17 protein-coding genes are annotated in these 12,599 nt (G+C 40.2%); 5 read left to right on the forward strand and 12 right to left on the reverse strand.

Annotation, left to right across the window (positions count from 1 at the left end; genetic code table 11):
- Positions 1-2: 2 nt before the first annotated feature.
- From CRO04_RS00400 to bcp, 3 genes are all read right to left on the reverse strand, one after another.
- The gene (locus CRO04_RS00400) at positions 3-677 is read right to left on the reverse strand and encodes a SatD family protein (RefSeq protein WP_097002262.1); all 675 of its coding nucleotides are present in this window, start codon (positions 675-677) and stop codon (positions 3-5) included.
- 80 nt (positions 678-757) lie between these two features.
- Positions 758-1,504: a peroxide stress protein YaaA gene (yaaA, locus tag CRO04_RS00405; RefSeq protein ID WP_097002263.1), complete on the reverse strand. Its 747-nt coding sequence runs from the start codon at positions 1,502-1,504 to the stop codon at positions 758-760.
- On the reverse strand, positions 1,505-1,957 hold the full coding sequence (gene bcp / locus CRO04_RS00410) for a thioredoxin-dependent thiol peroxidase (RefSeq protein ID WP_097002264.1): 453 nt from the start codon (positions 1,955-1,957) through the stop codon (positions 1,505-1,507).
- Positions 1,958-2,286: 329 nt separating this feature from the next.
- On the opposite strand from bcp, the gene CRO04_RS00415 reads away from it, so the two are divergent.
- Positions 2,287-2,748, forward strand: a complete 462-nt coding sequence (locus CRO04_RS00415; protein ID WP_097002265.1) for a LytTR family DNA-binding domain-containing protein — start codon at positions 2,287-2,289, stop codon at positions 2,746-2,748.
- 18 nt (positions 2,749-2,766) lie between these two features.
- Positions 2,767-3,480 carry a LiaF transmembrane domain-containing protein gene (locus CRO04_RS00420; protein WP_097002266.1) on the forward strand — a complete coding sequence of 238 codons (714 nt, stop codon included), beginning with the start codon at positions 2,767-2,769 and terminating at the stop codon, positions 3,478-3,480.
- Positions 3,481-3,539: 59 nt separating this feature from the next.
- Here the strand turns inward: CRO04_RS00420 and CRO04_RS00425 are convergent, their stop codons facing one another.
- The 9 genes from CRO04_RS00425 to trxA form a co-directional block, all read right to left on the reverse strand.
- Positions 3,540-4,484, reverse strand: coding sequence for an MOSC domain-containing protein (locus CRO04_RS00425; RefSeq protein ID WP_097002267.1), 945 nt, complete (start codon positions 4,482-4,484; stop codon positions 3,540-3,542).
- A gap of 13 nt (positions 4,485-4,497) precedes the next feature.
- Positions 4,498-5,478 carry a GTP 3',8-cyclase MoaA gene (gene moaA / locus CRO04_RS00430; RefSeq protein ID WP_097002268.1) on the reverse strand — a complete coding sequence of 327 codons (981 nt, stop codon included), beginning with the start codon at positions 5,476-5,478 and terminating at the stop codon, positions 4,498-4,500.
- Positions 5,475-5,963: a cyclic pyranopterin monophosphate synthase MoaC gene (moaC, locus tag CRO04_RS00435; RefSeq protein ID WP_097002269.1), complete on the reverse strand. Its 489-nt coding sequence runs from the start codon at positions 5,961-5,963 to the stop codon at positions 5,475-5,477. The genes moaA and moaC overlap by 4 nt, the downstream gene beginning before the upstream one ends.
- A gap of 113 nt (positions 5,964-6,076) precedes the next feature.
- Entirely contained in the window at positions 6,077-6,388 is a 312-nt protein-coding gene (locus tag CRO04_RS00440) for a nucleoside triphosphate pyrophosphohydrolase (protein ID WP_097002270.1), read from the reverse strand.
- 140 nt (positions 6,389-6,528) lie between these two features.
- A complete protein-coding gene (locus CRO04_RS00445; protein WP_097002271.1) occupies positions 6,529-7,380 on the reverse strand; it encodes an Mrp/NBP35 family ATP-binding protein in 852 nt (283 codons plus the stop codon).
- A gap of 115 nt (positions 7,381-7,495) precedes the next feature.
- A complete protein-coding gene (locus CRO04_RS00450) occupies positions 7,496-7,972 on the reverse strand; it encodes a DUF134 domain-containing protein (protein ID WP_097002272.1) in 477 nt (158 codons plus the stop codon).
- A 120-nt stretch (positions 7,973-8,092) separates the two neighbouring features.
- Positions 8,093-8,677 (reverse strand): class I SAM-dependent methyltransferase, encoded by a 585-nt coding sequence (locus CRO04_RS00455; protein ID WP_097002273.1) that lies wholly within the window; start codon positions 8,675-8,677, stop codon positions 8,093-8,095.
- Positions 8,674-10,245, reverse strand: a complete 1,572-nt coding sequence (locus CRO04_RS00460; protein ID WP_166432435.1) for a putative bifunctional diguanylate cyclase/phosphodiesterase — start codon at positions 10,243-10,245, stop codon at positions 8,674-8,676. Before CRO04_RS00460 ends, CRO04_RS00455 begins: the two co-directional genes overlap by 4 nt.
- A 73-nt stretch (positions 10,246-10,318) precedes the next feature.
- The gene (trxA, locus tag CRO04_RS00465; RefSeq protein ID WP_097002275.1) at positions 10,319-10,630 is read right to left on the reverse strand and encodes a thioredoxin; all 312 of its coding nucleotides are present in this window, start codon (positions 10,628-10,630) and stop codon (positions 10,319-10,321) included.
- A 194-nt stretch (positions 10,631-10,824) separates the two neighbouring features.
- Between trxA and CRO04_RS00470 the strand changes: the two genes are divergently transcribed.
- The 3 genes from CRO04_RS00470 to CRO04_RS00480 are packed head-to-tail and all read left to right on the forward strand — an operon-like array spanning position 10,825 to position 12,581.
- Positions 10,825-11,133 carry a PadR family transcriptional regulator gene (locus CRO04_RS00470; RefSeq protein WP_097002276.1) on the forward strand — a complete coding sequence of 103 codons (309 nt, stop codon included), beginning with the start codon at positions 10,825-10,827 and terminating at the stop codon, positions 11,131-11,133.
- Positions 11,134-11,153: 20 nt separating this feature from the next.
- Positions 11,154-11,792 (forward strand): ABC transporter ATP-binding protein, encoded by a 639-nt coding sequence (locus CRO04_RS00475; protein ID WP_097002277.1) that lies wholly within the window; start codon positions 11,154-11,156, stop codon positions 11,790-11,792.
- A 3-nt stretch (positions 11,793-11,795) separates the two neighbouring features.
- Positions 11,796-12,581: an ABC transporter permease gene (locus CRO04_RS00480; protein WP_097002278.1), complete on the forward strand. Its 786-nt coding sequence runs from the start codon at positions 11,796-11,798 to the stop codon at positions 12,579-12,581.
- Positions 12,582-12,599 lie beyond the last annotated feature (18 nt).

Raw genomic sequence — 12,599 nt, forward strand, 5'->3', positions numbered from 1 at the left:
AATCACCCAATTTCCCCTAATGCCTTTTCTACAGTATCAAAAGCTTCTTTATAAGCATAGTAATTTCCGGCCACCAGAACCCTGTTAACGGTTGGCTGTTTAATATTCAGTCTTTCAGCTGTGTCTGTCTGGTTATCCCTATGCTCCAGCATATCCTGGATAATCTCTCTCTGGCGCATTGTCCATGAAGATTTTAAGGCTGTCATCAGGCTGAATATGGTGTTTATGAATGTCTGGGATTCCTGATTTTCTCCATCTACCTCCAGCCTGATATCGGAAACACTGGTCTGCTTCTTTTTTTCATTTTCCTTTAAATATTCAATGGCTGCTCTCGCCCTGTAGTACCCCGGTCCATCCGCACCGATAGCCATATGCGGATTAATTTCTGTAGTAATCTCTCCCACACCGATTCCGAACCGGAGTTTAACGGGATGCATCCTGCTTTCTATTCTTGATATAATTTGTATTATTCTGGTTCCATTTGTTAGTAAGCCCTGAAATTCATCACCCAGAGTAATCATAAATCTGGACGCGATATCCTCTGAATATTGATCATTAATCTCACTCAGCACCAATGCCAGATTTTCCTGTACTTCTTTTCTTCTTTCAATTGCTTTGGATCCCTTTATATCACCTATAATTGCGATATAAGGGTGATAATTTATTAAAAAATGCATTCCGATACCTCCAATGACTATAATTATATTATATAGCTTATTATAGCTATAATCAACAATTATTCATCAGATAAGCTATATTATCCGCCAACAACAAAGGTCAGTTCCGTATCAGAGGAAAACTCTTCTGTATACCGGTACCCCAACGCGTTAAATTCCTTTAACTGTCCAATCTCAGTAATGTGATTCTCGGCCATAAACTTAACCATCTCTCCCCTTGCCATCTTGGCCAATGTTCCCTTTTGTTTTATTCTTCCATGATCCAGTTCTCCAAATATACATGTGACGAATGTATCTCTGGATGACAGATATGGCTTTACTGCCTGGGAATACTCCCTGGAGGCAAGATTTACCACAGTATGATCTTCTCTGGTCAGTTCTTTATAAATTTTGTTGTCCCAGAAGCCGTATAAATCCCTGCTGCTTAAAACTGCCATACGCGCCTGCATCTCCAGGCGGTATGGCACCACTCCGTCAAATGGAGATAAAATCCCGTAAAATCCGGAGAGAATCCGCAGATGGGTCCCAATATAATCAAGCGCCTGGTCAGTCAGTATATGAGGTGCCATATACTGGTATTGAAGGCCTTCATAAGCAAGAACTGCCGGGGTGAGATTATGTTCCAGATCCATATCAGCAAACCGCTTATAATTTAGCCCTGCCAGCTGATCGTTGCACCCCCACAATTTCTTTACCTCATCATAGGACATCTTTCGGATACCTTCCCGAAGGATTCTGGTCTGCTCTAATAAAACAGGTAGTCCGGCTGCCGGAAGGGAATCGGTATCCACATTCATCTTTTTTGCTGGTGAGATTATGATCTTCATTTAAATTTCCTTTAACATCTGCGCTGGATTTTCAGCCGCCTTTACTTTTCCCAATACCTTTTGAATCACTCCCTGTTCATCAATTAAATACGTAGTACGTACAACACCCATAGTCTTTTTTCCATACATATTCTTTTCCTGCCACACATCATAGGCCTGTATCGCAGTCAGTTCTGTATCAGATAAAAGGGTAAAAGGCAGTCCATTCTTTTCTTCAAATTCCTTATGAGAAGCCACACTGTCCTTGCTGATGCCGATGACAACCGCATCCTTTTCAAGAAACTGGGGATAAAGCTTTGCAAACCCGCAAGCCTGGCTGGTGCAGCCCGGCGTCTGGTCCTTGGGGTAAAAATAAAGAATCACTTTCTTTCCCCTGTATTCTTCTAATGTATGGATTACTCCATTCTGGTCCGGCAATTGAAATGACGGTGCTTTTTTTCCTGTTTCTAACATCTTTCTTCCCCTTTCCGTCTGTCTGTTCTTATTATTCTAACAACGAGACAATCCATTTTATGTATTTATATTATCATGAACAGGGGATTTTGGGGATATAAAATCAGAATCAATCCGACAAAAAACTGGGCCCGCTATTTTCCAGCAGAAAACCAATTACATATGATATTGCCTCTGACCGTGTTAAAACACACCTGTTACCATTGATACCCTACCTCTTACCGAAAACATATTTACAATGCTGATGTTTTCAGATAGAATTAGCGCATATTAGGAATCAGGCGCAGGCAGCTGAATAGAAAGAACAGGAGGATTGATATCATTTTATTATGAAAATAAAAATAGAAATTGATACAGCGTTACAGGAAAGTGAATTACGGATCCGCTGTCCTGAAATCAATGAGGAAATCACTCTTGTTCAGAAAATGATATCTGAACTGGAAAACAACCAGAAGCAGATGGTTTTTTATCAGAATGATACGGAGTTTTATTTCCACGTAAGCAGAGTCCTGTTTTTTGAAACTGCAGACAAGGGCATCTTCGCCCATACTGCCGACGACCAGTTTCAGATAGACTATAAGCTTTATGAGCTGGAAGAGCTTCTCCCACCATATTTTATGAGAATCTCCAAATCCACCATTTTAAATACCACTAAAGTTTACAGCATCACACGCAGCCCCACCTCCTCCAGCAGGGTGGAATTTCAAAATTCTTATAAAAAAGTTTACGTATCAAGAAATTATTATAAGCTTTTAAAATCGAAGCTGGATCACCAGCACATGGAACGATAAAAAAGAGAGGTAAATCATATGCAAAAAAACAGATTATTCTGGGGAATCATGTTTCTCCTTGCAGCCGCATTTGTAATAGTTGGAAAGCTGGGTTATCTGGGTAACTTCAGCCCGTTTTCTCTAATCTTTACTGTATTTATGCTGGCTGTTATTGCCAAAAGTATCCCACGATTAAACTTTGCGGGAATCTTATTTCCAATTGCGTTTCTATGCATCACCTATGATAAGGTTCTTAATATAGAGAATCTGACTCCCTGGACAGTTCTTGCAGTAGCACTCCTTGGAAGTATCGGATTATCTCTTTTGTTTCACAGGAAAAATGATTCCTGGTATTCTTATCATCATAAGTATCATAGCTATAACCACCCCCATGTTGAAGTAATTGATGTGGAAGACAATGACCATGTAAAACAAAGCACCCGGTTTGGATCAAGCACAAAATACATTAATACGGATAATTTTAAACAGGCTGATTTAGAGTGCAGTTTTGGCTCCATACAGGTTTATTTTAATAAAGCACATGTGGAAACAGAGGCCATTGTCCGTATTAGCGGCAGCTTCTGCGGCATAGAGCTTTATGTTCCTAAGGAATGGCATGTGGAGAATCAGATAGAATCCATCGTGGGAGGAGTCAGTGAAAAAGGGAAAGGTTATGTTACCAGTGAAAGCGCGCCCGTTTTAAAACTGGTGGGTGAGCTGAATTTCTCAGGTGTGGAAATTATCTATATTTAACAACAAAACCGCTCCGGTCATGCCAAAGACCGGAGCGGTTTTGTATTGATTGCTAACTTTTATCTGGCACAATTCCCTTCCGTCCCAATCAGGATTTTAAGACCATGCTCCAGTTGTGGAATCACATAGGTAAGGCATTCTTCCACCGCTTTGGGGCTGCCTGGCAGATTCAGGATTAACGTGGATTTTCGGATACCGCAAGCTGCCCTTGATAACATTGCCCGCTTCGTGATCTGCATACTATAAGCCCGCATTGCCTCCGGGATTCCCGGAACCATGCGCTGTGCAACCTTCTGCGTAGCTTCAGGCATACAATCTCTCAGGGAGAATCCGGTCCCGCCTGTTGTCAGAATGAGATCTGCTGTATGATTGTCACAGATATACTTCATCTCGTCACATAACATGGTCATATCATCTGGGAGAATGGTCTGATGAACAACTTCATAGCCATATTCTTCTGCAATCCGGCAAATCACAGGACCGCTTTTATCCTCTCTTTCTCCAGCAAATCCGGAATCGCTGGAGGTGATTACTGCCACCCGTAATTTACCATTCTCCGTTTTTACAACAGATTCTTCCAAAACGGTCATCTCATCCCCTTCCCGGATAATACCGCCTTGTATCACACGGGTAAATACACCTTCTCTTGGCATGATACAATCTCCCATTTTCTTATAGATCTCACATCCGTTATGGCACTCTTTTCCAATCTGGGTAAGCTCCAGAATGACGTCTCCGCATTGAAATCTGGTACCTGGCGGAAATGTGCCAAAATCGATTCCTTCCACGATGAGATTTTCACCAAATGCACCTTCTGCCACCTCAGCCCCCCTGTTTTTAAATGCTTCTATCTTTTCATTGGACAGAAGGCTGACCTGTCTGTGCCATTTCCCTGCGTGAGCATCCCCTGCAATTCCATATTCCTTTATAAACTCTGCTTCATGTACATTTTTCTTCTGAGTTCCTTTTTTTTCACTGATGCAGACCGCGATTATTTTTCCCATAAGTATTCTTTTCTTATCCTCCTATTCTTGACATACCATCAAGTTCATATGCTCCCTGAGGATTGTCTCCTTTAAAATTATGACTCACCGGCTTTTCATAAATCGTCTTCTCTATCATCTGTTCCAGATAAGAATCTTCCCTGTCCCCTCTTAAAATAGCTTTTAAGTCCGTTCCCTGCTCATAATGCAGGCAGGTTTTTAAATACCCCTCAGACGTAAGTCTTACCCGGTTGCATTCGTTGCAGAATTTATGGGAAAGAGCACTGATAAAGCCAACTTTTCCTTTAAACCCGGGTAACGAATAATAATGGGCCGGACCGTTTCCAAGCACAGTATTAACCGGTTCAAAGGCTCCATAAACTTCTTCCAGTATTGCAATAATTGCTTCTTCGCTGTAATAAGTAAAACTTTTGCCCAATCCAATCGGCATCATCTCTATGAAACGGACCACCAGTCTGGAATTCTTTGCCAGACCGGCAATATCAATCAGATCCTTCTGGTCTGTATCCGAAAAAGGCACACAGTTTATTTTAACCTTTAACTTCTCATAATTTAGCGCCTTCCCTATCGCAGAATAAACTTCCATGAAAGCATCTTTTTTAGTAATCTGCTGATATTTCAAAGGATCCAGCGTATCCAGGCTGATGTTAACTCCATCAAGTCCTGAGGAAATCAGATCCGGAAGATACTGTTCCAGTAACATTCCATTGGTGGTTAACGTTACCTCTTTCATCCCCTCCAATGCTTTCAGCTGTCCAATGAGAAATGCAATATCCTTTCTTACCAGCGGTTCACCGCCCGTTATCTTTATTTTATTAATTCCAAATTTTAAAAAACAACGGCATAATCTGATTATCTCATCATAGGTCAGGATTTCTTCATGAGGACGGGCTTCAATACCTTCCTGTGGCATACAGTAAATGCAGCGAAGATTGCATCTGTCTGTTACGGAAATCCGGATATAATCAATGGTTCTGTTCCATCTGTCAATCATTCCATGTCCTTTCCATTAAAAATATCGCCGCTTTTCCCTCCGCTTTTTTTCTCAAGGAATATATCTGTAATCTCCATGCTCTTATCAATTGCTTTGCACATGTCATACACCGTAAGCAAAGTTACCGTCACGCCGGTGAGAGCTTCCATCTCGACGCCGGTTTTTCCTTCAGACCGGACAAGACAGATTGCTTTTATACTCCCGGTTTCCTTATTGACTTCAAAATCGATCTGACACTTATTTATAGCAAGCGGATGACACATAGGGATGAGGGAAGATGTGTTTTTAACCGCCATGATTCCTGCAACTCTTGCTACCCCTAAAACATCTCCCTTTTTTACGGTATGATCTAAAACTGCGTCCATTACTTCTGGATTTACCAGGATCTTACCTTTTGCAACTGCTGTACGTATCGTGATATCCTTATTAGATACATCAACCATAATCGCATTGCCATGATCGTCAAAATGTGTCAATTCTCCCATACGCCTACCACCTTGTCTTTCGATTTTAATAAATATATATAAAATAACTATATATTACAATCACTTTTTTGTCAATTTTTTAGCACTAAATTGGAATAGTAATCCTTTTAGTCTTATTCTGTACTATATTCTAAAAATAATTTTCTTTCAAAGCCGCCCCGCTTAAAAAGCTTCTCTTTTCTCTTTGCCTCCAGATCTTCCATGGTATATCCCCGGGCTGTGCATATTGCGTACAGCACTTCCAGAATATCGGCCATTTCCTCCAGATTTTTGTCAGCCTGATATTCTTCCACTTCTTCTAACAATTTTTGGTCCAGAGCTGTTAAGTATTCATTCTCTGACAGAAAATGATATTGAGCTCTGCGCCCACTGTTCTCAATGATCTCCGGAATCTTATCTCTTACCAGTTTATTTTGTATATCCAAATGTGTATCCCTTCCTTCTATTATTTTCAACTTTGTATTATACTACCATAAAAATCCCCTGTAATCATCTTTTTTCAGGAAAAAAGCCGCTGCAATACAGGTGATCTGGCACCCATATAGCAGCGGTTTCATAGTTATCCTTATTTAGCTGATCCATACATCTTTTCGATCCGGTCTGCTGCATCCTTTAAATAATCACAGGAAAAACGTTCAAATTCTCCCTGATCCACCAGGCTTGCCAGAGCAGGATCAATCGGTATTCTCCCCAGTACATCAACTCCGGTTTCTTTTGCGATCTCATCAAGTCCGCTCTTACCAAAAAGAGGTATTTCTTTTCCACAATCCGGACATTTCACGTAGCTCATATTTTCCACATATCCAAGAATAGGAATATTCATTAATTTCGCCATGTTATAGGCTTTTTTCACAATGAGTGAAACCAGATCCTGGGGTGAAGATACAATCACAATTCCATCTAGCGGGATGGATTGAAAAACTGTTAATGGAACGTCTCCGGTACCAGGCGGCATATCAATGAGAAGATAGTCTAATTCTTCCCATACAACCTCAGTCCAGAACTGCTTCACTGTACCTGCAAGAATGGGACCTCTCCATACCACGGGAGAATCTTCTTTATCCAGCAGAAGATTAACAGACATTATCTTTATGTTATTTACCGTCAATTCCGGAATAATTCCCATCTCATTGGCGGAAGCTTTCCTGTTTATTCCAAACATCCGGGGAATGGAAGGGCCGGTAATATCCGCATCTAAGATTCCCACACGGTATCCCTTTCTGTTTAACAGGACTGCCAGCATGGCTGTTACAAATGATTTTCCTACACCGCCTTTTCCGCTTACTACACCAATTACATTCTTTATGGAACTGTACTGGTTTAATTGTTCCATCATACTTTCATTGCTGTGTTCGCATCCTTCACAGGATTCTTTTGTACAGGTGCTGTCAGAACAGCCCTTTGTATTTTCGCTCATATTCTTTGCTCCTTTGATTTATGATCTTATGCCCAAAAACATTTTAATCCCATTTTGGACATATGTCAATATAATCAAAAAAAGTGTCTGCCAGCATCAGCTGTATGATGTGGTTTTATTCCTCATGATCTCTGTGACGCCAGCAATTCTTACGGCAGAACTTATTCCTGCATCCAGCCTGGCAGATCACATTGACAGAACCACAGTCCGGACATACATAAGATCCATTTTTAATAGCGTCAAGGTTCTCGAAGCTTTCCTTCCACTCTTTCCCGCAGTCCTTGCAGATAATAGGACAGATATTGCGCGTAAAATTACCGCCTTCAATCCGGATCATCTTCCCATGAATCAGACTGTCCGCAACTTTTTCCCTGGCAGAAAGTAAAATACGCTGAAATGTAGGCCTTGAGACTTCCATTCTCTGTGCGCACTCCTCCTGTTCCAGCCCCTCTAAATCCTTAAGCCGGATTGCTTCCAGTTCCTCTAATTTCAAAATATTTTCAGCCAGCTGTTCTACTTCTGTTTCGGAAGGAACAAAATACGGAACCGCCGGAACGTGTTCTATTTTTCTCCACTTTGTTGGTCTTGCCATTGAATCACCATTCTTTCACACCCGTTTACAGGCTTAATTCATTACCTATAATAATATCGGATTTCTTAAAAATGTCAACAAACGAATCAAGACCTGATGCGGGCATGGCATAAAAGTGTCTCAGCTTTCTGCTGTCTTTTTTGCAGTAGCTAAATAAAAATAATCGTTGAAATCCATGATTTGGATATCCTCAAAACCGCTGCGGTAAAGATTTCTCTTCAGTACACCTTTATCCAGACGATGATCGGCGGGTGGTCCGAAATCACTGTCTTTCTTAATCCATTCAACAATAACAATACGTCCCTCAGAAAGCAGAATACGGTTTGCTTCCTTTAAAAACTTTTCCCGCATCTTCACTTCATGCATGACTGTACATAAAAAGGCAACATCAACACTTTCATCTTCTAAAACCAGTTTATATTCCTGTGTAACAACGGGGCGTATATTTTTAATATTTTGCTCCAGCATTCCTGCCTCCACATCTTCAAGCATCTCTTTTTCTATATCCAGCGCATAAACAATTCCTTCATCCCCAACTGCCTCAGACAGCGGAAATGTAAAAAATCCAATCCCGCAGCCAATGTCTGCAACAATTTCCCCAGGATTAATCCCAACTGCAGAAAGAATCTTTTTTGCAGGCAGTACTTCTCTGCGTTTCGGACTGTTTAACTTACTCTTATTTATTACCTTAAATTTATGTGTCATAGTTTTTCTCCAATCGAAATAGTATGGTCTTTATTTAAAAATATTTGTTCAAACTCTTCTTTATGTACCGGTTTACCGAAAAGGAATCCCTGGAACATGTCGCACTCCATATCCTTTAATATGCTTAGCTGAGCCTCATTTTCAATTCCTTCTGCTATTACTTTAAGCTGAAACCCATGTGCCAGATGAATGATATTTTCCAGAAGTATTTTATCCTTTTCATTGTAGCTGACAGAGTTAATAAATGATTTATCAATCTTTATAATATCAATCGGCAATGTCTTTAAATAATTTAAGGAGGAATACCCTGTGCCAAAATCATCCATACTCACCCTGATCCCATAAGATTTCAACAATGCGACATTTTCAACCGCCTTTTGAAAATCTTCTATTACCATTGACTCTGTAATTTCAAATTCCAGATATTCTGCCGGTACATGCAGAAATTCAATTTGTTCTATTAAATTACGGATTAGTTTCCTGTTTGTAATGTGCTGAGAAGTGATGTTGATGGAAATGATAAAATCACGTTCTCCCTTTTCAGTCCAGGAAAGAATATCCTTGCATACCTCTTCCAGAATCAAATCCGTAATTGCCACTATGAGCCCATTTTTTTCTGCAAATTCAATAAATTCTGACGGCGGTACCACTGTCCCGTCTGGCCTCACCCATCGGGCCAGTGCCTCTGCACCTGCAAGCTGTCCGTTTTGGGAATATTTCGGCTGATAATAAACCGTAAATTCCTTCTGTCTGATTCCATCTTTTATTTCCTTTTTTTTAATTGTCTCCTCATAGAGATTCAGACTCATATTCTTATCATAGAACGTGTAGCTGCTTTTGCCAAGTTTTTTTGACATATACATGGCATCATCACTGCAATTATATAACGTCTGGAAATCTGTTCCGTGCTCTGGCATCAGTGCAATGCCAAGACTTGCGCTCACATAATCCACTTTGCTTCCATTCACATAAAATGGATCAGTAAATAAACCCAGTATCTTCTTTGCCATCAGCTCAGTCTGGGCCTTATTGTTGACGGACTTAATAAAAAACAGGAACTCATCCCCTCCAATATGGCACACACAATCCTGCTCCCCAAGCACATGCTCAAACCTCTCCCCTGCCAGTCTTAATAATTCATCACCTGCCAGGTGCCCCAGTGTATCGTTGACAGCCTTGAAATCATCCATATCCAGGCTGATTAATGCCGCAAACTCTTTATCCTGGGAAATCTCATTAATCAAATTATTCATCATATAATTTTTATTTGGCAGACCTGTTGTGCAGCTATAAAAAGCATAATTATTTATTTTCTTAAATATTTTTGATACCAGCAGCACAATAAGCCCGAAGAGCAAAATCATGCTGATGTTAATAAACACAATTTTGCTTATAAACAACTGTATGTTTTCATTCTCCGGGCTGATATTTAATTTTTTCAAAAGATTCATGATTATAAACGATACGGAGATAAACTCTGCCATCGCAGCAATAATCAATAAAAGCAATACCATCTGAATTGGTAAGTGTTTTATTATTAAGTTTAACTTCTTCTTAAACAGCACCATAGTATACTTCCGTTCTTCCATGTTAAGCGTATATAACAAAAGACAGAGTTTATATCCTCTGTCTTTTTATTAATTACTGCAGCATTGATAAAAGCGTCTGTTTGGACTGGACACCCACTGTGCTTTTTACCACTTTTCCTTCCTTCATCACCACTAACGTTGGAATGCTCATCACCTTGAATGCCTGGGCCAGCTCCTGCTCCTCATCTACGTTAATCTTGCCTACTCTGGCTACATCAGCTGTCTCTTTGGCAACCTGCTCCACAACGGGTCCTACCATCTTGCATGGTCCGCACCAGGAAGCCCAGAAGTCCAGTAATATCGGCTTATCTGACTGCATTACCTCTTTTTCAAAATTGTCCTTCGTTATCTTTAATACACTCATCGTATATGCTCCTTTCCATTGATACCAAATATCTTCTTGATGGTGTTATTTTAACTCAAAATTATATTTATTTCTGTGATGATGTCACGGAGAAAATTGAACATGTTCTTGCATTCTGTATGAAATGATGGTAATATAATATCGTAATTCGATATCGCATTTCAATATCGTTTATTTATATAGGAGGTCTAAGAATGAAAGACAAAATAATGAGGAAATTTTTTCTTGGTTTTATTCAGATTCACATACTTCATCATGCAAAAAAAGAGCCATTTTATGGTGTTTGGATGATAGAAGAGCTTAAAAACCATGGATACGATATGAGTCCGGGAACCCTTTATCCCCTTCTTCACAGCATGGAATCAAGCGGTCTTCTGGAAATGGAAGAAAAAACGGTTGAGGGAAAAATCAGAAAATATTATAAAATAACCAGTTTAGGCGCCGACGTATTAGAAGAAGCCCGAAAAAAGGCCCATGAACTCTTTAAAGAAATAAAGGATTAATGAAAGGAGGCAGGATATTTATGTTTTCACTCACGGAAGTAAAATATAAACATATTCTTGACATTGAAGAACTGAATATCGAAAAATCCAAAGTTACGTGCATTATCGGAGAGAGCGGCAGCGGAAAGTCCACACTTTTACGTCTCCTGAACAAACTGATCAGCTGTGACAGCGGAGAAATCATGTATAACGGACAGGATTTGAACTCCTGTAATTCTGTTGATTTAAGAAGAAGTGTTGTCATGCTTTCGCAGGTTCCCGCCATTTTTCCGGGAACGATAAGAGATAACCTGCTGATTGGTCTTAGATTTGCAGAAAAGCCTGCTGCCAGTGATGATAAGCTTCTCCAGATTTTAAATATGGTCCATTTAAATAAGAAACTCGATGATGAAAGCGGTCTGTTATCCGGCGGTGAAAAGCAAAGACTGGCGTTAGGCCGGGTAATTTTGCTTGATCCGGAAGTGTTTTTACTGGATGAGCCCTCTTCTTCACTGGATGAAGAAACAGAGCGGTTCATTATTGAAAATCTGGTTGCATACGCAAAAGAAACCAACAAAACTTTAATTATGGTTACTCATTCAAAGAAAGTTGCACAGACTTATTCAGAAAATACCATAGAACTTTCTCAGGGTAAAATCGTAAGAACCAGGGAGGTGTAGGATATGAATCAGGTCATTGATCTGCAGACATGGCAAATGCTTGCCGCATATATCTTTGTACTTATAGTAATGCTGATTGTTAAATTAAAAGGAATTCCAAGGGAAAAGGAGCTGTTTATTTCTTCCATAAGAATGACATTTCAACTTATTCTCACCGGGTATCTGTTGTTATATCTTTTTGACAGCTCATCTCCTCTGTATACAATCCTGGTATTAATTGGGATGGAGATATTCGCTGTTCATAATATTATAAAGAGAACAAAACAAAAGTTTTCATCACGGCTGACCCGGATCATTGCATTTTCAATGGCTGCAGGCACCATTTCCTGCCTGTTATATTTCCTGCTTGTAGTCGTACGGATAACGCCCTGGTATAATCCCCGTTATTTCATACCAATAGCAGGAATGCTGATCGGCAATTCCATGACGGGCATTTCCTTAGGAGTCAGCCGTTTAACTGAGGGCATGGTAACACAGAAAAGTCTGGTCGAAGGTGCGTTGATGCTGGGCGCAACTCCGAAAATGGCAGCAAAGCAAATCGTCGATCATGCGTTTGACTCAGCAATCCTGCCTACCATAAATTCAATGGTTGGTATGGGAATTGTATTTCTGCCGGGCATGATGACCGGTCAGATCTTATCTGGGGCCTCACCGATCACAGCGATTGAATACCAGATAGCAATTATGCTGGGAATACTGGGCAGCGTGGCTTTATCTGTTATTATATTTGTGCAGATGGGGTATCAGACATTTTTTAATGAGCAAGGTCAGTTAACCGTTGATATTTAACAAATCTTTTAGCTGCCG

Origin of the sequence: Lacrimispora amygdalina (assembly GCF_900205965.1) — a bacterium.
GTDB classification, from domain to species: Bacteria; Bacillota; Clostridia; order Lachnospirales; family Lachnospiraceae; genus Lacrimispora; species Lacrimispora amygdalina_A.

Excerpts from the sequence above, each read along its gene's own strand:
- CRO04_RS00400 (WP_097002262.1), bottom strand. The coding sequence starts at position 677 with ATGCATTTTTTAATAAATTATCACCCTTATATCGCAATTATAGGTGAT.
- yaaA (WP_097002263.1), bottom strand. The coding sequence starts at position 1,504 with ATGAAGATCATAATCTCACCAGCAAAAAAGATGAATGTGGATACCGAT.
- bcp (WP_097002264.1), bottom strand. The coding sequence starts at position 1,957 with ATGTTAGAAACAGGAAAAAAAGCACCGTCATTTCAATTGCCGGACCAG.
- CRO04_RS00415 (WP_097002265.1), top strand. The coding sequence starts at position 2,287 with ATGAAAATAAAAATAGAAATTGATACAGCGTTACAGGAAAGTGAATTA.
- CRO04_RS00420 (WP_097002266.1), top strand. The coding sequence starts at position 2,767 with ATGCAAAAAAACAGATTATTCTGGGGAATCATGTTTCTCCTTGCAGCC.
- CRO04_RS00425 (WP_097002267.1), bottom strand. The coding sequence starts at position 4,484 with ATGGGAAAAATAATCGCGGTCTGCATCAGTGAAAAAAAAGGAACTCAG.
- moaA (WP_097002268.1), bottom strand. The coding sequence starts at position 5,478 with ATGATTGACAGATGGAACAGAACCATTGATTATATCCGGATTTCCGTA.
- moaC (WP_097002269.1), bottom strand. The coding sequence starts at position 5,963 with ATGGGAGAATTGACACATTTTGACGATCATGGCAATGCGATTATGGTT.
- CRO04_RS00445 (WP_097002271.1), bottom strand. The coding sequence starts at position 7,380 with ATGAGCGAAAATACAAAGGGCTGTTCTGACAGCACCTGTACAAAAGAA.
- CRO04_RS00450 (WP_097002272.1), bottom strand. The coding sequence starts at position 7,972 with ATGGCAAGACCAACAAAGTGGAGAAAAATAGAACACGTTCCGGCGGTT.
- CRO04_RS00455 (WP_097002273.1), bottom strand. The coding sequence starts at position 8,677 with ATGACACATAAATTTAAGGTAATAAATAAGAGTAAGTTAAACAGTCCG.
- CRO04_RS00460 (WP_166432435.1), bottom strand. The coding sequence starts at position 10,245 with ATGGTGCTGTTTAAGAAGAAGTTAAACTTAATAATAAAACACTTACCA.
- trxA (WP_097002275.1), bottom strand. The coding sequence starts at position 10,630 with ATGAGTGTATTAAAGATAACGAAGGACAATTTTGAAAAAGAGGTAATG.
- CRO04_RS00470 (WP_097002276.1), top strand. The coding sequence starts at position 10,825 with ATGAAAGACAAAATAATGAGGAAATTTTTTCTTGGTTTTATTCAGATT.
- CRO04_RS00475 (WP_097002277.1), top strand. The coding sequence starts at position 11,154 with ATGTTTTCACTCACGGAAGTAAAATATAAACATATTCTTGACATTGAA.
- CRO04_RS00480 (WP_097002278.1), top strand. The coding sequence starts at position 11,796 with ATGAATCAGGTCATTGATCTGCAGACATGGCAAATGCTTGCCGCATAT.